Source organism: Candidatus Dependentiae bacterium, assembly GCA_018266175.1.
Classification (GTDB): Bacteria; Babelota; Babeliae; order Babelales; family RVW-14; genus JAFEAY01.
In genome coordinates this window covers 153,346-172,252 of sequence record JAFEAY010000021.1, presented here as the reverse complement: position 1 = coordinate 172,252, position 18,907 = coordinate 153,346, and the positions used below count along the sequence as shown (strand labels likewise).

Sequence of the window (18,907 nt, the reverse complement as noted above, 5' to 3'; positions counted from 1 at the left end):
CCGGGTTAGCCATCTTGTTAAGATATTTTTAGGTAAGTTTTATGTGGTATCACGGTGGGGTTTCATAATGATAATCAAAAAACTGTGCTTTCTTTGGATAGTCTTGGGAATTGTAAATATACTTGAAGCCAAAATAGAGCAAATTGTTTCTGATTTTAATATGTGCCTTCTATCAAGAGAAGTTGCAGAAATTCGGTCCCTTGGCTGGTCTTGCGATTCAAAAAAAGTGATTGCACTGCACGGCGAAAATCAACGATCATATTATGATATTCAAAAGCAGGAATTATTAAGTTCTTCATATATCTATGGTTCAGCCTTAAAAGCAATTTTCTCAGCTTTGCCTTCTCTGGATATCTATGTGCATGCCGATGAAAGAGGAATAGTTAATTTTTTGAAATATAACGAGGTTCTCTCTGTTGAAGAAGATGATGAATTAAATGTAGGTATCATTCATTCAGAAGAACAAGAAGCACCTCAATTTATTGATATTCAAAATGAATGCAGAAAAGCTCAAGAAAACGATATTAAATCGATGGAAAAAGTCGATAGAATGTCACGAGTTTTTGATTTTTGTGTGAATAAAATAAGAGGATTAAATTTTTCTCCAATAACAAAGCAGCTTGTGTTGACTATGTATTCAGGACAGATTTTTATTATGCAACAAGGTTTTCATTTAAGAACATTCAATTTTAATTATAATTTACTTGCATGCGATCTTGATCGGTTTAGTGATCGTTATGCTGTTGCAACAGAGCAACTTAAGCTTATTGTCGGATCGCTCAGTAATACTTCATCAACAATCGAATTTGATTATTTACCTGAAGGAGCTTCTGGTATTTGCAGATCTTTAGCTTTGAGTCCTTTATGTATTTTTGTTGGGTTAAGCGATGGTAGAATTCTTGTTTTTCGAGAACAGTATTCATCATATTTTAGTTACGAGAAAGCATACATAAAAGTTCAAGAGATATCTTTATGTAATAATGTAGAAATTAACTCAATGGCTCTTCAGCCTGGAGGAAAGATTCTTGCCGTAGGGCTTGCTAATCAGGTTATATTTTTTGTTAATACAACAGACTTTTCGATATTAGATTTCAAAGCAGTTGGTGCTGATTATATTGCTTGGTCTGGTAATGGTAAATATTGTGCAACAATCAGCAAAAACGGCAACTTGTCTCTTTTTGAAGATATTCCTGAGGGATCAATCGTTGAACAAGCTTGGAACTCGCTTCCAGAGGCGAGTAATTTGATTCCTGGTGTCAGTAGTTATCTTCCAAATCTAGATAGCTGGTGGGGTAGCAAACTTTGAAATCCAAGAGCAATCAGTCCTATTAACGATGCTTATAAGCGAGCTCTGGGGGTGAGTAAATGAGTAATAGACTTCCAATCTTTTCCTATAAATTTAAAATCAAAAGCTTGCATAATTTCTGTGTGAAGCTCTTGAGTTATTGGCTTATTTACCAGAGGAATAACAAATATTCCCATTTGATTAAGCAGTGAAAAGATGACTTGGTAGGTTTTACAGTTGAGTCTTTGTGCAATATGTAAAAACCCACGATCTACGTTGAGGTAATGATCATCTTTGATAGGCAAAGAAATAAATGGAGTTATCTTTTTTTTACTACTCAAGTTTTCTAAGGTTACAACCTGTCTGAATAAACTTTCAACATTGATTTGATCGCCAAGTATTATAAATTTAAAGGGGAGGTATACAGAGTAGGCAAAAAACTGAGGGTCAATCAGTGACTGAGCAACCCCTTGAGTGACAGCTTTTTTCTCTTTTTGAAGTTTTCTCAACTTTCCTTTACCAATTCCCACTTCTGACCAAACAATCCCAACGGGATTGCTCGATATTTCCTGAGCAATTGAAAGATCTTTCAGCTTTGCACAAGAAATCAATATATCATGAGCGTTGTATTCTTGAATTGCTTGCTTAACGATATTGCCATGGTTTCCAATGCTTGAAAAATCAAATCGACGATAGCCAATTTCGAGTGCAGATTTCATGACGTTGTAGGCTTCTTCTGATGAAAGATTTGTAAGGTCAGGTTCTATATTGGGGAGCATTGCTGCTTCTATAGATGATGTAACCAAAAAGAATCCAACGAAAATCTTAAAAAAAAAGTTTCTTGATTGCTTCATAATAAAGAGCTTCTCTTTTTTGATGTGAGACAAATTTTATAGAGCCTCAACATAGTTTTATGTGAAAGTAACTTGTAGCCGAGGGTTTTACACAATCTATATTTCTCGTATAATGCAACTCCTGTAAAAATACTATACCAAATTAAAGGGTTCTTTATGAAAAAAATATTTTGATGGTTCTACTGAGTGCTTTGTGTATGAGCTCTGTATATCAAGTAGATGCGCAGCATGGTCTTGAGAATATTCAGAAGCGGTATGAAAAATTTATGTCACACATTATTGTTGATGTAATCAAACAGATAAGAGATGAGCCTGATATTCACAAAGTATTTTTTGTCGAGATCCATAGGGAGCTTTTAGCGTGGAGAATGTTTTGGAAAATAAGAGTAAGCGATTTTTGTAAGAAGCAGGAGTCATGCAAGCTGACAGAAGAAGAGTTTTTTAAAAAACTTTCTCAAGATAAAACAGAATTTGGCTTATCCCAAGAATTAATTGATCTTGGATATAGTGATGATGAAGATAAATTACACCCTCTTGCTCAAGAAGCATTTTCTTGCATTGCTTTGACGCTCCGTAGACTTACTGTTTTGACCTCTGGGTATTTTTTACCACCTGAAGAACGCGCAAAAAGAGGAATAACCGGGAAGCATTTTGAGGTTAATCTTGAGATATGTATGAGTTCATTTGAAGCTGCTTATAAAATATTATTCGATGCTCTTATGGATTATATTTTAGAAGATGACTTTGAAGAAAAAAGCCCAGATCAAATGATACATGATTGCAGTAAACTATTTAAGACTGGCCAGCTTAACTCAAAGGTTAAGGCAAAATCAAAACCTAAGCCTAAGAAGACTCGTTTAAATAAAAGTTAGATTTTAAACAAAAAAATGATTTATCAAATAAAAAAGGGCTCGTAACAATGCGAGCCCTTTTTTATTTGATTTCTTAAATTGTTGCAAGCAACAATGCCAAGATCGACATAAGCTTAATCAAAATATTAAGCGATGGTCCAGATGTATCTTTGAATGGATCCCCAACAGTGTCGCCAACAACTGCAGCTTTGTGAGCAGCAGAGCCTTTACCACCAAAGTTACCCGCTTCGATATACTTTTTAGCATTATCCCATGCACCACCAGCATTTGCCATGGTCAATGCAAGAACAACGCCGCACAGTGTAGCGCCTGCAAGGAATCCACCAAGCACCATGTTGCCATTTGCGCCAAATGCAAATTTAATAAGAATTGGAGCGCCAATAGTCACAACGCCAGGCAAAATCATTTCATACAGTGCAGCGTTAGTACTAATTCCGATGCAGCGTTCATAATCAGGTTCAGCTTTGCCTTCAAGAAGTCCATCAATTTCTTTGAATTGACGACGTACCTCAATAACCATTTTCCATGCAGCTTTACCAACAGCCTTCATGGTGAATGATGAAAGCAAGAATGGAAGAGATCCACCAATAAATAAGCCGGTAATAACGAGTGGTTCAAGCAAATCAAGGCGAGGAATTTTTGCTTCAAGGCAGTATGCGGTGAAAATTGCAAGTGATGCAAATACTGCAGAACCAATTGCAAAACCTTTACCAAGAGCTGCGGTCATGTTACCAAGTGCATCAAGCTTATCGGTGATCTTACGTACATCGGGTCCAAAGCCGGACATTTCAGAAATACCACCAGCGTTATCTGCAATAGGGCCGTACGCATCAACGGTCATGGTGATACCAACGGTTGCAAGCATAGAAACTGCTGCCAATGCAACGCCGTAAAGGCCGCCGAAAAAGCTATGAGCAATAAAAACAATAATAGCAATTGAGCAAACAGGAATAACAATAGATTCAAATCCAATTGCAAGTCCATAAATTAAGTTTGTTCCTGCGCCAGAGTTAGAAGCTTCTGCTAGCTTTTTAATTGGAGCGCCACTTGTGTAATGATCAGTGACAAGGCCAATGATTACGCCTGAAAGTGCACCAAGAACGATGGAGCCAAAAAGGTCCATGCTAATGCCTGCGCATGAAAGATAACCGTATGATCCTAAAATGAAGAAAAGAATAGCAACATATGTTCCCTTGTGAAGCATTGCACCTAAGCTAGATCTGAGTAGGAAAATTGAGAAAAATCCAAGAATTGATGAGACAAGTCCAAGACCACAGAGCACGATAGGAAGTGCAAGCATGGCCATATTGCCTGGATATAAATTTACTGATAAAGCGATAGCTCCGATAACTGAACCAACATATGATTCATAGATATCAGCACCCATGCCAGCCGTGTCACCAACGCAGTCACCAACGTTATCCGCAATAACTGCAGGGTTGCGTGGGTCGTCTTCAGGAATATCCATTTCAATTTTTCCAACCAAATCTGCACCAACGTCAGCAGCTTTGGTAAAAATACCGCCACCAACACGTGCAAACAAAGCGATAGAGCTTGCACCCAAGCCAAAGCAGGTCAGAACTTGAACAAAGTTGAAGTGAATAGAAGTTGCAAACAAATAAAATAACAGACCCAAGAAGAAGAGGCCCATGGTTGCTACGGTAAAGCCCATGACTGAACCGCCAAGTAATGCGGTCAGAAACGCAGCGCGTTCACCTTGGTCACGAGCAGCAATCGTTGTTGCTTCGTTAGCTCTGGTTGCAGCCTTCATACCAATAAATCCTGCAAGCATTGAAGAAAGAGCACCGCAGGTGTAAGAAAGAGCGCATGTTGTGTCAAACGCCAGCGTGAGAATAATTGCGGCAACAATAATAACAATTGCTAGTACAGAGTATTCTTTGCGTAAGAAAGTCATTGCTCCATTGCGAATAAGCAGTGCAATATGAGCTGATCTTGCATCAGTGTTTTTGAACTGAGATATTTTTGCAAAAATAGCGGCAGTCAGCGCAAGGCCGATTGCTGAAATTCCAGAAAAAATAAGAAAGTAATGAATCACATCCATACAAAAAACTCCTAAATAGTAACATTTGCCTTGATTATCTCATAAAAACTACGTGTTCAATTTTAAAAGGTGAATGAAAATTTGTAAAGAAGAGCCTGTCTCTCTCTGTTAAGAGTAGCCCTTTTGCATGAGGTTTTTGCTTGTGCTACTCTGGCGCACAATTGACCGGATAAACCTCAGGCCTATTTCAAGGAGAAAGTAATGATTTCATGTGTTAAAAATTTGATTACAATCTGCGATACTGCCGCGATCAAACAGTGGTTTGATCAGGCTTCTATTTCACACCGAACTGCTGGATATTTTGCACTTTCATGGATTTTCGCACTTGGTGCACAGGTGGTTATTCCGCTTCCCTTTACGTTAGTCCCCTTGGTACTTAACCCCTTTCCATTACTGGTAGCGGCTCACCTTTTAGGGATTCATGCTGTGTATGCATATGGATTGTATTTGATGCAGGGTGCTTCAGGAATTCCGGTTTTTCTTGGTTTGCGTGCAGGGGTTTCTTACCTATTTGGTCCAACGGGAGGTTATACTTTCGGATTTGGTCTTGCAATGTTGTTGTGTCTCATGCGCTCAGTAAATTCACATTCTCGGCCTCTCTTACTGGCCAAACTCTTTTGTTGTGCGATTATTTATTTTGGATGTGGCCTCGCGCAGCTCTGGATCTTTGTTCCAACAGCTCATGTGCTTAAGGCTGGGCTCTATCCATTTATCATTGGCGATGCTTGCAAACTGCTGGCGCTCGTGATACTTTTTGGAAGAAATGATCGAAATTCTTGTCAATAGAATATTCTTTCTTCCAGAAGTGGAGTTTTTGATAATCTTACATAGATGATCTTACGCGAGCACATACAGATATAATTTTTTTTGTAGAAAGGGCTTGCAGGTATGCATGCAAAAAACAAGATAGGGCCTTTTATTGCCACGCTTATTTGTCTTAATTCAATGGTTGGTGCTGGGCTTTTTATCAATCCAAAACCGTTAACCATTATTGCAGGTCCACTTGGTTTTGTGGGGTATATTCTTGCAGCTATAGTTTTACTGCCAATTATTTACTGTACCGCTGAACTTGCTCGTTTGCATCCAGTTTCCGGTGGGATATATGTTTTTGGTCGTTCGTATTTAGGACCAGTTTTTGGCTTTTTAAGCTGCTGGAGTTATTTTGTTGGCAAAACAAGTTCCGCGGCACTTATGGCGCATAAATTTATGCAATTTCTACAAGGTGCTATTCCAGCTTTGGCAAACATTCCCATTTTGGTGTGTGATTTTGCTCTTATTTTTTTACTCATCGGGCTTAATTTAGCAGGTGTTTTTATTGGCGGTCGTTCGCAATATATTTTTACTGCTATGCGCATAATTCCGCTTTTAGCAGCCTTTGCAGTTGGCTTTACACTTTTTAATGGAAACAATTTTCAGGTTGTTTTTACTGACCTTGGAAATGTCTTTCTTTCGCTTCCAATAGCAGTTTTTGCTTTTCTTGGATTTGAAATGATTTGTGCTGTTGGTCATCTGATTCAAGATTCTAAGAGAAATATTAAGCGAGTTATTCTTACATCGTTTGGCGTTGTCGCTACATTAAGCCTGCTTTTTCAATTAGCGGTTTTTGGAGTTTTAGGTCTATCTTTACAAATAATCGACTCACCCTTGAATAAGCTTTTTGAGGTTGCTATGCCGTTGAATCCAATTTTTGGATCTTGTTTTGGAGCAATGGTATTTGTTGCGATCTTGGGAACCTGTTTTGGAATATTGACGAGCAATTGTTGGAATCTTTTTACGTTAGCAAATAACAATCACTTACCTTTTAAATCATTTTTGACTCGAGTGAGTGCAAACAATGTTCCCTGGGGAAGCTTATTGGCGCATGGAGCTATTTCATGTGCTTTTCTTGCCATTACAACCGATCAAATTTCTTTACAAAATATGACTGTTTTTGCTCAGGTTGTTTCATATTTTTTCACAACACTTGCTGCTCTGAGCGCAGTGAAATGGTTTAAAGCTACTTCTATGCCTGCATGGATTCCTCAGTTAGGTATTGCAAGTTCATTATGTGTGTTGTCACTGGCGCTCCTTCGGATTATTAACTCCGGCGTTTCATTCTCATTTGCAGCAATTTTGTTTATTGGGATTGCGAGCATGTTTATTCGTCGATTTGTAAAAATTGCATGACTTTTCATGTAAACTGATTTGAATAAACTGCTCAAACTGTTTGCTTTACAAGCACTTGTTGACTCTCCTTTTTTTATGATCAAAACTTTTCCCATAAAAAGGGTAATGTGAGGTTTGTAAAAAAGGAGATTTTTCATGAAGAGCAGAATTCTTTTTGCGAGTAATTTATTCGCCTACTTTTTGATTTTCAGCAGTTTATTTTCATTATCATCGCGTGTGCCATCGCTTTCCCTTAAAGGCATTGAGCATAAGTATTTATCTTTTTTAGATGAAACGTATGTTCTTGATTGTAAAGATTGTATTGGTAAACGAGCAGATGTCACCTACATGTTTGCAGATGTTAAGTATCGAGAAGGCGCGCTTAAGATTTGCGAATTTGGAGAAGCAAAAAATTCAGGCACAGCTCCCGGTGAAATTTTGATCAATGGAAAAGTTGAGCGAATGGTTAAGCCTTACTGGAATTTATTTTGGAACTCTTTACCTCAATTAGGCTTGCCTGTTTGGTTCGTCGGCATGAAGCCTCGGGTTAATCAAGCTGATGTTAAAGGTGAATCTATCCTAGGTAAATCATATGCTTGGACTCAGTTTATTGCCATGGGCGGACGTCATGCTTCGACGTTGCGAGCGCTTGAAAAAGATCGATTTTTTAATCAACTTGCTGCGACTAAAAAAAGCAGCTCTATCAGTGATTTAGGATCTTATAAGGGAATTATTATCTACGTTTATAATGATAATCGCTCACCTGTTCATCAAAGTATGCTCAATACGTTTAAGAAAAAACATCAGGATTTTTTAGTACTTGATGAAGCTTCATGGACTTATGCCGCTGATAAAAAAGTACTTGCTCAGTTGTTATCGGATAAAGAACTTGCTCAATATAAACCAAAATGGGGCGTGTACAAAAAGAATTACTCTCAAGGTCTGGCCCAAAAAATTTGCAAAGATCTTGAATCAGAAATGTTTGTTATTAAGCCGGTTAATTCAGGCAGAAGTAATGGAATAATTATTACCGATAACGATAATCTTGATAAAGAACTCAAGAGAGTTTTGCTCGGTTATCAATCAAAAGCATCGGGTAAGGGAAAAAATCTTGGCGTTATGCCGATTAAGACGAAATTATATGAATATTGGAACTTGGACCGCAACGATGAATTTATGGTTGAAGCCTATGAACCTTCAAAACCTCTAACGATTAAAAGTAAAGTTTATGACCCTTCAATGCGCATCGTTTGGGTTGCTCGTCATGATCAAGGTAAGGTGTATGTGAATATTCTTGGAGCTTACTGGAAGATTCCTCATAAATCACTGAGTGATCATGGATCATTAACTGAAAAACACAAAACTATTTCTGTGAAGCAACCTGGCTTTACCGGAATTTTGGTGAGCGCGGATGACTTTGCAAATGTCAAAGCGATTGCTCTTCCAGCATTTGCAAAGATTTATGCAAAGATGATTCGAGTGAGTAAGGGGGGGCGAGCTTAATGTTGAGCAGAATTTTTGATAAACAAAAGGTATTCTTATGGATAGTTCTTTTGTTAGTCGTTTTCCTATCAAGTGCCGTTGTTTATGCTCATGACTTGAGCATGCTGTCAAATTTTGAACAGGTGTTAATGCAGCAACCAGAGCGTGTATCTTTTAAGCGTCATAAATCATTACGACCTATTTTTTCTCAGCAAGAATTTTTGGCACTAATAAAAAAATGTATCCCAGTATTAACAGAAAATCTGTGTAGCCAGCAAAAATGGCTACACAGGCGTATGACTCCATCTAAACAGAATGTCTCTGCCAGTAACTACTTTCTTCCTTATGTTCAAAAAACAATTGTTTCCCCAGCAAGCGAAATTGCATTATGGGGAGACTTGCATGGCTCAGCTCATTCATTAGTGCGTTGTCTCAAACATTTATGCGCGTTGGGTTATTTGTGTGATGACTTTTCTATTGCACAAGATCATCCATATTTTTATCTCACGTTTCTTGGTGATTACGTTGATCGAGGTGCCTACAGCTTGGAGGTTTTATATCTTTTGATGAAGCTGAAAATTGCAAATCCAGAGCGAGTATTTATTGTGCGAGGTAATCACGAAAACGTCGCAGTTAATCGTATTTGGGGCTTTGGGCAGGAAGCGCATGTTAAATATGGTAGTGGATGCGATATCTCAGCTATCGAACGATTTTTCAACCTTCTCCCTATGGCAAACTACATTGGTTGCAAGAATGATCAGGGAGAGCAAGACTTTATTTTGTGTTGTCACGGCGGTCCAGATGTTGGCTTTGATCCATCTGAATTATTATTAGGATCTGAAAAAATTGAATTTCAAAAAATTGAAGAACTTAAATACAAGAGTTTTTTTGGAAAAAAAATTGAATCACTCCAGTTCGGTACACGGCAACAGCAAGACTTTGTTCTTACAAAAAACAAAGCTTTAAAAAAGGGCATGCGCTGGATTGATGAAAAAAATATGTCCCCCGATTTGTGGCTTAAAAAGTTTGGCTTCCTGTGGCATGACTTTGATGTGTATGCCCAAGATCCAGACGCTTTGCGCATGACGCGCTCATGGACGCTTGGTAAAAATATAACCAGAGCACTCCTTGATTGTAAAAATCGATCTGTTGGTGTGCATGCTGTTATGCGTGGGCACCAACATCATGGCAAGCTTTATCAGGAGCTTGTTGAAAACAAAGGGCTTGTGCGTTCGTGGGGTGGCCTTGTAAACACACTTTTTAGTGCAACAGCCTCAACGACCTTTTGTAGTACAGAGCAGCATGTTCCATGTGATTTTTTATTTGACTCTTTTGTGGTAATAAAAACCGCTTCCCCCAACTTTGAGGAATGGTCCTATTCGCATTGGTGGCATGCATGCCAGAGTAAGAGCTGGAATTGCGAGCAGGGGTTAGTGAAAGAATAGAGTGAGTAATTATTTTGCAACCTCAAATAGTGTATCGCTTGATCCGCAGAGCTTACGATATTTACCGAAAATTACCTTTGAATTAGTCATGAGGTAGTTTTCGGTAATTTTGTTTTCATTACCAAGGATTACCTTCTTTGGTTTAACTAAATTAAGATATTTTGTACTTAAATTTTCGGGTAAATATTGTTGAACCCATGCGCGTCCATGCTTTGCTTGCTCTGTATAGCGGTTATAATTTTCATAAACCTCCCGCAAAGCCTTACGTGCATCTTTTATTGTGCAATTGAAGTCATGTCCAAGGTAGTGTCCTGTTATATAGCAAAACGAGGATCGTATGATATTTGCAGCTACAGGGTATGCGCAACCGCTCTCACAAATAACTTTGTGTGCAGTATTATTTGAAAGAATGCATGGAGTGCCCAAGGCAAGCGCCTCCCGTGGGGTTATTGAAAAGCCTTCGCCTTTTGAAAGAAGCACATAGCAGTCAATTTTTGCCAGGAAATTTTCATATTCTTGGCGAGAAAATTTCTTTTGTATGATCGTAATATTTTTGTTGTTTAGACTGCTTAAAAGATCTTGTATTTCTTTGATGTAGCTAGCTCCAGTATGTCGTCCTTGTAGCACAAGTTGAACATTCGGTTCATTTTTAAATTCTTCATGAAACGCATTAATAAGAAGTTTTTGATTTTTTCTTGGGTAAAATATTCCAGAAAAACCAAAGGTGAAATGCTTTTTAACAGATCGTTTAATTGGTCTTGATAAGAGTGAATGTAAGTCCAGTGCCAATGGTAATGTAAATATTGGTAATTTTACCCCTGAGCTTTTGTAAATATCAATCAGCCAATCATCCGCAACAATAAGAGCATCAAAGTTACTATTAAGTTTGGCGATCCATTCTGAAGCAAGCTTAGTTCTTTCAGTGACACAATAATGGTACTTAATAATGCTATCATCAGGAATAGCTTTATACGCCCTCCAATTGGTCTTATTCCACCAGTGTTCAGTACATATGGTTATGCCTGAAAGGCGAAGTCCATTATTAATAAGCTGTGATAGATTGAATTTATCTTTTAAATCAATACTGTGTTGAAGTATTTTTTTTTGAGCAGCAGTCAGATCTTTAGGCGAGCATTTATTTGTTTGAAAAAGCTTTATTGAATCAGTATCAGGCAAACAGCTTATGAAGCTGGATGTGTGTCGAGAAATGCTTTGAATGTCGTTAAGAAAACCAATAAGATTTATATCATACGATAATAAAGCGCTAGGAATACTCAATGGAAGTAACGCAAGCAGTGAAACAAAAAGATATTTTTGCATATTCAAAACTCATGGTTTAAGGAAATTTCAGAAAAAATCATTTTTCTTATTTTATTAATATCTCATACTGAGCATTTTTTCCGCATAGCTCTTGGTATTTACTGAAAAGAGCTTTTGAATTTGTCATGAAAAAATCATCAGTGATTTTATTTTGAGATCCTAGAATAACTTTTTTAGGGTTAACAAGATTGAGATATCTCCATTTTAGATTTTCGGCAAGATATTTTTTAGCCCAATCACGCCCACTTTGTGCCCGTTTAAGATAATTCTCATAATTATTGTAAACGTCTCGCAATGCTTTTCTCACATCTCTGATATGGCAGTTAAACTGCATTCCATCCATTTTTGAAAGTTTATTGCCTACAAAAATAAAGGTAGGTTCTTGGATATTTGATGCAACAGAATACACAACATTTGCATCACAAATTACTTTATGTCCGGTATTATTTGAAAGAATGCAAGGAACTCCAGCGGCAAGAGCTTCTCGCGGCGTTATCGAAAAACCTTCACCTTTTGAGATTAATGCATAGCAGCTTAAGTTTGCAATAAAGTTTTCGTATTCTGTTCGTGGTAGATTTTTTCTAAAAAGTTTGATGCCAGGGTGACGCAAGTGGCGTGCGAGCTGTTCAATTTTTTTGAAATAGCGCTCACTTTTTCCATGTATAATTAAATGAACATCTTGATCATCTCTAAATTCTTGATCAAAAGCTCTCATGAGGAGTGTTTGGTTTTTTCGTGGGCTAAATAATCCGGAGCACCCAAAGGTAAATGGGCTATTACGTTTTTTCTTTAAAGGTCTTGATAGGAGTGAGTTTAGGTCTGAGTCCAACGCAAGCGGTAATGCAAACACTGGAATAGTGACGCCAGAGTTTTTACAAACATCAACAAACCATTCATCAACAACAATAACCGCATCAAAATTTTTATTAAACTTTTCAACGATATCTTTTGGAACCTTTGTCGATTCTACGACGCAATATGCGAATTTAATGCTGTTATTTGGTACTGATTTATAGTTATTCCATTCATTACTATGCCACCAACTATCGGTGTATATCGATATGCCAGACAGGTGAAGGCCTTTTGCTAAGAGAAGCTTGAGCTCTTGCTTATTAAATAAATTAATACCTGAAGCAATTATTTTCTGATGTCTTTCTGGAAGTCCTTTGCCTGAACATCTCTTCGTTTTAAAAATATTTATTTTTAAAGATTGAGGGAGTGTGTTAATAAAACTTGATGTGTGTCGTGCAAGGCTGTCGTAGTTATTTAAATAGCCAATAAGATTTATGTCATGCAGTGAATGGGCATAATTATAAAAGCTAAAAAAAGAAACAACAACGGAGTAAAAAAGTATTTTGTTTTTCATAGGAACAACTTTTCTGTAAGGTTTTTATTTACCAATTAGTATCTTTTTCATAGCCAAGCTTGATAAGGAGTTGATTGAGGCCTGGTTGGCTTTTGAATAAAGATTTAATTTCCGGGGTGAAGTATTTCTTCCATGAGTCAATTTGCCCCTCTCTGAAGGTCCATGTTCCACCATAAAGATTATTAATAACGTTTTTGATTTGCTGTTCGTTCATGTTAATATTTATATGTTTTCCGATATTAATCATAGCTTCAAGCTGCTTGGCGTCTGATCCACCACCTTTTCCACCAACAAGATCTTCAAAGCGAATGAGCATAAAGTTTTTTGCCTTAATCCAAGGAAGGTACAATTCATAAAACTTTGCTAATCCTACTTCCCAAAGGAGTGGATAAGCTTGTTGAATCTCTACTCCCCATCTGATGTAATGTTGTTTTCTTCCTGTAATCAAATCTGTAAGAATATTCTGAAAATTAGCAGTCTTACCTTCAAAGCTTTTGTGGATCATAAAAGCAAATGAAACAACCATTGCTCGAGGGTCTCGTATCATTAAAAAATTTGCCGTATTAATTTTTACCAGAGCATTTTCAAATCGAGTATTATGAACATTATGTGTCCATAACAGTCTGCGATTTGATGTTTTCATGGTTAATCTACTTATTAAACTATAAGGAGATGCTCCTAAGTATCCAGGGTAAAATTCACCTTTATAGTGGTTGGGAGGCATATGTCGGTTGAGTTTTCTGATTTGAGCTAAGCGTGCTGGTGGTGGCTTTATCTCTTTTTTATAATTAAGAGAAAGTCCATCTTCTTTAAATAATGATATGCATTTTGTGAGTAAATGAGTTCCGCACTTGGGTATACAAATGAGTAATACATTCCCACTTCCATTTCCATAGCGTATAGTTCTAATTGGAAGATGAGCTTTTGTGTAGATATTTTGAATAGTTGGAGGTATCTGTTGTTCATTATCTGCTTGAGTACTTAAAAAAAATGAAGCGCATATAAGATAGATGATTACTTTCAGCCGTATAAATAAAAACATTAAAATCTCCTTCTGTTCAAAATTAGACTCAAGCGATAAAGCTTCAAGTCTATTGTTGTTTTACCAGTTAATATCTTGTTCATATCCCAACTCAATCAAGAGTTTGGTGAGGTCTTTATTTTTTTTAAAAGCATGTTTGATTTCTGGGGTGAAATAGTTTTTCCATGAATCTATTTGGCCTTCTCTAAATGTCCAAGTTCCACCAAAAAGGTTATCTACAAGCGTTTGAGTTTTTTGTGGAGTCATTTTCACGCCTAAGTGTTGTCCTATGTTCATGATGGTTTGAACTTGTTTTTGAGTTGAGCCTCCCCCTTTTTCCCCAATAAGATCTTCAAATTTTATAAGCATAAATTTTTTTGATGTGGCCCATGGAAGATACATTTTATAAAAATTATATAATCCAATTTCCCATATCAGTGGATACATTTCGTGTTGCTCCACAGCCCAAGGAACATAATCTTTTTGATTGCCATTGATTAAGCTGAGAATTGTTTTATCAAGATTGGCAGTTTTTCCCTCTTTGCTTTTGTGGACCATAAATGCAAAAGATACAACCATCGCGCGAGGGTCTCGTATCATTAAAAAATTAGAAAAAGTTCGAGATTGTAAGAATCGGTCAAATTGTGGCAGATATGGACAATGAGTAAAAAAGAGTTTTTGAGGAGTGCGATGAATTAAATTACTGGTCAATATTTTGGGGAGTATGCCTTTAAGTGTGTCGTAATAAACACCCTTAAAATGATTTGGAGGAGGTCTTTTATTAATTTTTCGTATTCTTTGTATCGAGGTTGTTTTTGCTTCTTTGGTATAGTTATAAGAAAGCCCAGGAATGTTTAATTCGGTAATACATTTTACCAGAAGATGTGTTCCGCATTTTGGAATAGTTACGCAAAGAACTCGATCTTGTGTCGATTGATTTTTTAATTGGAAGGAACTTTTTTTTTGATAAATACCTTGGTTTGTTACTTGAGCTTGTAACGTAAGAAGGTTGAGTGAAAATGCTGCAAAAGCAAACATTTTTAATGACCGTGATGAAAACATTTCAAATCCTTTTTATTTAAGGATTGCTGAAAATTGCCCTAGATGTCAAGATCTTCTGCTGGTTTTAAAATTTTATTCAAGAATTATTGGATGAGACATTTCTTTTGGAATTTGTAAGCCATAATGCTCTAAAATTGTTGGAGCAATATTACTTAATCCGAGTTTTTGCGTTTGATCTATTAATCGACCAGTCCAAGACTGGTTGACCATAATTAAGGGAACTGGATTAGTTGTATGAGCGGTGAGTGGTTGCCCTGTTTGAGTATCAATTTTATGTTCAGCGTTTCCATGATCAGCAGTAATAAATAGTGTTCCATCTCGTTTAATAACAATTTCTTCGTACAGTATTGAAAGTTGTTGATCAAGGCATTCACACGCTTGAACGGTTGCTTTAAAATCCCCAGAATGTCCAACCATATCGGCATTTGCATAATTAATTAAATAGAAATCGGCTGCATCTTTTTTTAAAGACTTAACGACGTGTTGAGTGATTTTTTCTGCCGACATCTCCGGATATTTACTATAATTTTTTGATTTAATCGAAGGTACTAAGATATAGATTTCTTCCGGTTTAAAAATTTCACGCATGCCTCGAAAAAAGTACGTAACATGGGCATATTTTTCGGTTTCGGCAATCACAAAAGTTTTGAGCTGTCCATTTGTCTGACTATGCATTTCATCAAGTAGCGTTGATTGTATTGAGGAATCTTGAAACAAAATGTCATTATTCCAATAGCAAAATTCATAGGAATAACGCGTTGTGGTGATAAACCAAGCAAGATTATTTCTTGTAATTGTTCGCTTAAACTCTTTAAAGCTTGGATCAAGAAAGGCTCGTGTTAGTTGTCGTGCACGATCGGGTCTAAAGTTAAAAAAAAGTACTCCATCATGGGGCTGTATTTTTCCTTGTTCTATCAGAAGTGTTGGTGGAATAAATTCGTCAGTAATATTTTCTGCGTAAAAGGATTCAAGTAGTTGATGCCACGATTTTAGAGTTGCTGGACTACCTTGAGTTAGCATGCGGTAGCATTGCTCAGTTCTTTCCCAGTTGTTATCACGGTCCATGGCAAAAAAACGCCCCTGAATACTTGCCAGTTTTCCTTTACCGACTTCAATAAAAAGGCGATCTAAGCGGTCTAAAAAGATGGATGCAGACTTTGGAGCAACATCTCTTCCATCAAGAAAAGCATGAACGAAAATTTCTTGTATCCCCAATTCAGCAGCTCGTTTTATCAACGCATGCAGATGAGCTTCATGGCTATGAACCCCACCATCAGAAACAAGTCCCATAATGTGAAGTCGTCCACTTTCTTGAGCGAGTGTTGAAAATCTCTTATTTAAGACCGGATGGAAGTAGAGTGATCCATCAACGAGGGCCTGGTGAAATTCTTTGAATACTGAAGGAATAACCCTGCCGGCACCAAGGGTAAGATGTCCAACCTCGGAATTTCCTATAAAACCGGGCAAAAGGCCAACAGCCTCACCTGATGCTTGTAATGAGGCATGTGGGTAATTTTTCCAAAGCTTCTCCCAGGTTGGCATGCAAGCCGTAGTTACGGCATTCCCAGGCTGGTGGGGGCTTAAGCCAAAGCCATCAAGAATAATAAGTGCCAGAGGTTTGTCTGCGTAATTATGCGGCATAAGGCCCCCTTTTTTACAAAATAATCATCTTGGGTTACAATGCGTTAACTTTACTTGAACGCTTCTGGCGGGGTAAAGCTTTTACATGAGAAACAGCATATCCTAGAAGGAATGACTATGAATATTCGAGCAATAGTTTTACTTGGATCACTAGCAGGACTTTCATTACAGCCGTTGTGTACAGCCCAAGAAGTTCACATTGAACACCTTGAATTATCAGCTTCTCAAGCTTCAAGTGATCAAGAATACTTTCAAGACCTCGTTGATGACCGCTTTCTTGAAGCTCCTGATCAGTTTCCTGACTCCGATTTTGATTTAGGTGATATGAATCCGGATGATCTTTTTGCAGAAATACAAGCATTTGAACAAGAGAATCCTCAGATGGATATTCCCCTTGAAGCAAAAGTTCAGCTTGCTTACGAGTATTTAAAAATTAAGGCCAATGAGCATAAGACTTGCATTCTTGGTACTGTGGTACTGAGTGCCGTAGTATTGGGTGCACTGTGCATTCTTTATAAATGTCATACTCCTAAAAATGTAAATCCTGCTCAGTAATATGAATAGTTCTTCTCACTGCTTTGCCCTTTACAGTAATCAACTCCTGCCCAGTAGTGCAGTTGGGCAGATTATTAAAATCCTCGATGAAGATTTGTGCATGCGCGTTACTCGTGTTTTGCGCTTACGTGCAGGAGAGAATGTTATTATATTTGATGATGTTCAATCACAGCTGATTCAGCTAGAATCGCCAACTTTCCAAAATAAAAAAATAATCACTGCGACGTTGCTTGAGCAAACAATGCACAAACAGCTCAAGCCACGAATAAATCTGTGTATTGGTCTTTTAAAAAAAGATGCCCTTCAAGAAGTTGCATACTATGCAGCAGCAATGGGAGCAACTCATCTTGTTCCGGTGATTACAAGCAAAGTTCAACGTTCTTGGGCTGGTCAGAAAGAAGAAGAGCGGCTCATAAAAGTTATGATAGCTGCCGCTGAGCAATCAAAGCAATTTGTTTTACCTAAAATAGAAAATCCTCTTCCTTTTGATCAATTTATTACATCTCCATTTTGTACAACCCAAGACCAAAGCTCAATTTATTTTGATGTTCATGGAGAGCCTTTGCTTGATCAGCTTAATGAGCATAGCGTCAAGCAACCGTCAATAATCACTTTATTTTGGGGCCCAGAAGGTGGGCTTGTACCTCAAGAAATTGCAGCACTTGATCAACATGGTTTTTCGTGCACAGTTTTGACGCCAACGGTCTTACGCGCAGTTGATGCCGTTGCTATAGGGCTTGGTTCATTTGTCAGCAGCTTGTCTCGTTGACTCACTTTTTTATATTAAAAAGCTGTGTTTTAACATAGTTAGGAAGTATTTTATCAACGCAGTTTTTGTGCTCTATAAAATTGCTAAGCCCTAAGTGAGCAATGGTTTTTGCATTTGCTGTCGATGTAGGAGTAATTTCACAGCGTGTGAATTTTGTTGAGATACGTTCTTGATGTAATAATGCTCCATTTCCCGTAAAGAATATTTTTTGTTCAGAAGCTCGTGATGCAAGTGACTCGAGGACGATATCGATATTTTTACAGCCATAATCAATTTGAGTGGCAAATCCGTTATTAATCTCAGAAATCATAAAATAAACGTCATTGCTATACGCATTTAAGAGAGAAGCAATCGTAATCGGAAAATTTTTTTGAGGCGCTGTTAACGTATAAAGTTGTTCATAAGTAAGCGCCTCGAGTCCGTCAATACCGATAAGTGGTATTTTATGAGCAAATGCGATCCCATTTAACGTGGCAATGGTAACACGTAATGTTGTAAAAGCTCCTGGGCCTTTATCAAGTGCAATAAACGCAAGATCTGAAAGAGTCTTGCCATTGTTGCGTAGCAGAGAATCCAGATAGGGAATGAGATGAGAAGATGCTTTGAGATCGGCTCGAAAAAATTGTTCAAGACAGTTCTCATCTTCAAAAAGCGCAATGTCAGTCGTATTGTAGGTTGCTTGGATTCCCAAATAAATTTTTTTCATGAGCGGTTAATCGTAATCTTTCTTTAGTTTTTGTCGTTTATAAAAAAGGCTAAATGCATCATCACTAATAGTCCTTTCTCGTTTTTCAATAATTTTTCCACAGTTAAGACACTTCCATCCCTCAAAGTTAATGAAATGGTCAAAAAAAGATTGCATGACCATTAAGCCACTGCACTTTGGGCATTTCATATATATTCCTCCTCACCTTTTTTCCATTTTTAGGAAAGAATCGCCAAAAAAAATGAAAGCAGCGCTATCCATTGAGAAGGCCATTCCCCTCTCCTAGTGTAAACAGTTTTCTTGAGTTGTAAAAAAAATGGGT

17 protein-coding genes are annotated in these 18,907 nt (G+C 37.5%); 8 read left to right on the top strand and 9 right to left on the bottom strand.

What is annotated here, in order from left to right; all coding sequences use genetic code 11:
• Window positions 1–67: 67 nt before the first annotated feature.
• Window positions 68–1,306 carry a hypothetical protein gene (locus tag JST56_04890; protein MBS1988304.1) on the top strand — a complete coding sequence of 413 codons (1,239 nt, stop codon included), beginning with the start codon at window positions 68–70 and terminating at the stop codon, window positions 1,304–1,306.
• 32 nt (window positions 1,307–1,338) lie between these two features.
• Here JST56_04890 and JST56_04885 read toward each other — a convergent pair whose 3' ends face one another.
• A complete protein-coding gene (locus tag JST56_04885; protein MBS1988303.1) occupies window positions 1,339–2,139 on the bottom strand; it encodes a hypothetical protein in 801 nt (266 codons plus the stop codon).
• Window positions 2,140–2,336: 197 nt separating this feature from the next.
• Here JST56_04885 and JST56_04880 point away from each other — a divergent pair, with 197 nt between their 5' ends.
• Entirely contained in the window at window positions 2,337–3,011 is a 675-nt protein-coding gene (locus tag JST56_04880) for a hypothetical protein (protein MBS1988302.1), read from the top strand.
• A gap of 73 nt (window positions 3,012–3,084) precedes the next feature.
• Here JST56_04880 and JST56_04875 read toward each other — a convergent pair whose 3' ends face one another.
• Window positions 3,085–5,073: a sodium-translocating pyrophosphatase gene (locus JST56_04875; GenBank protein MBS1988301.1), complete on the bottom strand. Its 1,989-nt coding sequence runs from the start codon at window positions 5,071–5,073 to the stop codon at window positions 3,085–3,087.
• Window positions 5,074–5,274: 201 nt separating this feature from the next.
• On the opposite strand from JST56_04875, the gene JST56_04870 reads away from it, so the two are divergent.
• From JST56_04870 to JST56_04855, 4 genes are all read left to right on the top strand, one after another.
• Window positions 5,275–5,859 (top strand): biotin transporter BioY, encoded by a 585-nt coding sequence (locus JST56_04870; protein MBS1988300.1) that lies wholly within the window; start codon window positions 5,275–5,277, stop codon window positions 5,857–5,859.
• A gap of 102 nt (window positions 5,860–5,961) precedes the next feature.
• Window positions 5,962–7,239 carry an APC family permease gene (locus JST56_04865; protein MBS1988299.1) on the top strand — a complete coding sequence of 426 codons (1,278 nt, stop codon included), beginning with the start codon at window positions 5,962–5,964 and terminating at the stop codon, window positions 7,237–7,239.
• 135 nt (window positions 7,240–7,374) lie between these two features.
• Complete coding sequence (locus JST56_04860; protein MBS1988298.1) at window positions 7,375–8,721, top strand: hypothetical protein; 1,347 nt, start codon at window positions 7,375–7,377, stop codon at window positions 8,719–8,721.
• The gene (locus JST56_04855; GenBank protein MBS1988297.1) at window positions 8,721–10,145 is read left to right on the top strand and encodes a serine/threonine protein phosphatase; all 1,425 of its coding nucleotides are present in this window, start codon (window positions 8,721–8,723) and stop codon (window positions 10,143–10,145) included. Before JST56_04860 ends, JST56_04855 begins: the two co-directional genes overlap by 1 nt.
• Before the next feature lie 9 nt (window positions 10,146–10,154).
• On the opposite strand, the gene JST56_04850 is transcribed toward JST56_04855, so the two are convergent.
• From JST56_04850 to JST56_04830, 5 genes are all read right to left on the bottom strand, one after another.
• Window positions 10,155–11,465, bottom strand: coding sequence for a glycosyltransferase (locus JST56_04850; GenBank protein ID MBS1988296.1), 1,311 nt, complete (start codon window positions 11,463–11,465; stop codon window positions 10,155–10,157).
• Window positions 11,466–11,511: 46 nt separating this feature from the next.
• Complete coding sequence (locus tag JST56_04845) at window positions 11,512–12,831, bottom strand: glycosyltransferase family 4 protein (protein ID MBS1988295.1); 1,320 nt, start codon at window positions 12,829–12,831, stop codon at window positions 11,512–11,514.
• A 28-nt stretch (window positions 12,832–12,859) separates the two neighbouring features.
• The gene (locus JST56_04840) at window positions 12,860–13,873 is read right to left on the bottom strand and encodes a sulfotransferase domain-containing protein (GenBank protein ID MBS1988294.1); all 1,014 of its coding nucleotides are present in this window, start codon (window positions 13,871–13,873) and stop codon (window positions 12,860–12,862) included.
• 60 nt (window positions 13,874–13,933) lie between these two features.
• Window positions 13,934–14,914: a sulfotransferase domain-containing protein gene (locus JST56_04835; GenBank protein MBS1988293.1), complete on the bottom strand. Its 981-nt coding sequence runs from the start codon at window positions 14,912–14,914 to the stop codon at window positions 13,934–13,936.
• A 72-nt stretch (window positions 14,915–14,986) separates the two neighbouring features.
• Entirely contained in the window at window positions 14,987–16,555 is a 1,569-nt protein-coding gene (locus JST56_04830; protein MBS1988292.1) for a 2,3-bisphosphoglycerate-independent phosphoglycerate mutase, read from the bottom strand.
• A 117-nt stretch (window positions 16,556–16,672) separates the two neighbouring features.
• Here JST56_04830 and JST56_04825 point away from each other — a divergent pair, with 117 nt between their 5' ends.
• Window positions 16,673–17,110: a hypothetical protein gene (locus JST56_04825; GenBank protein ID MBS1988291.1), complete on the top strand. Its 438-nt coding sequence runs from the start codon at window positions 16,673–16,675 to the stop codon at window positions 17,108–17,110.
• A gap of 100 nt (window positions 17,111–17,210) precedes the next feature.
• Window positions 17,211–17,879, top strand: a complete 669-nt coding sequence (locus JST56_04820) for an RsmE family RNA methyltransferase (protein ID MBS1988290.1) — start codon at window positions 17,211–17,213, stop codon at window positions 17,877–17,879.
• Between the two features lies 1 nt (window position 17,880).
• Here JST56_04820 and tsaB read toward each other — a convergent pair whose 3' ends face one another.
• Together tsaB and JST56_04810 are read right to left on the bottom strand one after the other, a co-directional pair.
• Window positions 17,881–18,585, bottom strand: a complete 705-nt coding sequence (gene tsaB / locus JST56_04815) for a tRNA (adenosine(37)-N6)-threonylcarbamoyltransferase complex dimerization subunit type 1 TsaB (protein MBS1988289.1) — start codon at window positions 18,583–18,585, stop codon at window positions 17,881–17,883.
• Between the two features lie 6 nt (window positions 18,586–18,591).
• A complete protein-coding gene (locus JST56_04810) occupies window positions 18,592–18,774 on the bottom strand; it encodes a hypothetical protein (GenBank protein ID MBS1988288.1) in 183 nt (60 codons plus the stop codon).
• Window positions 18,775–18,907 lie beyond the last annotated feature (133 nt).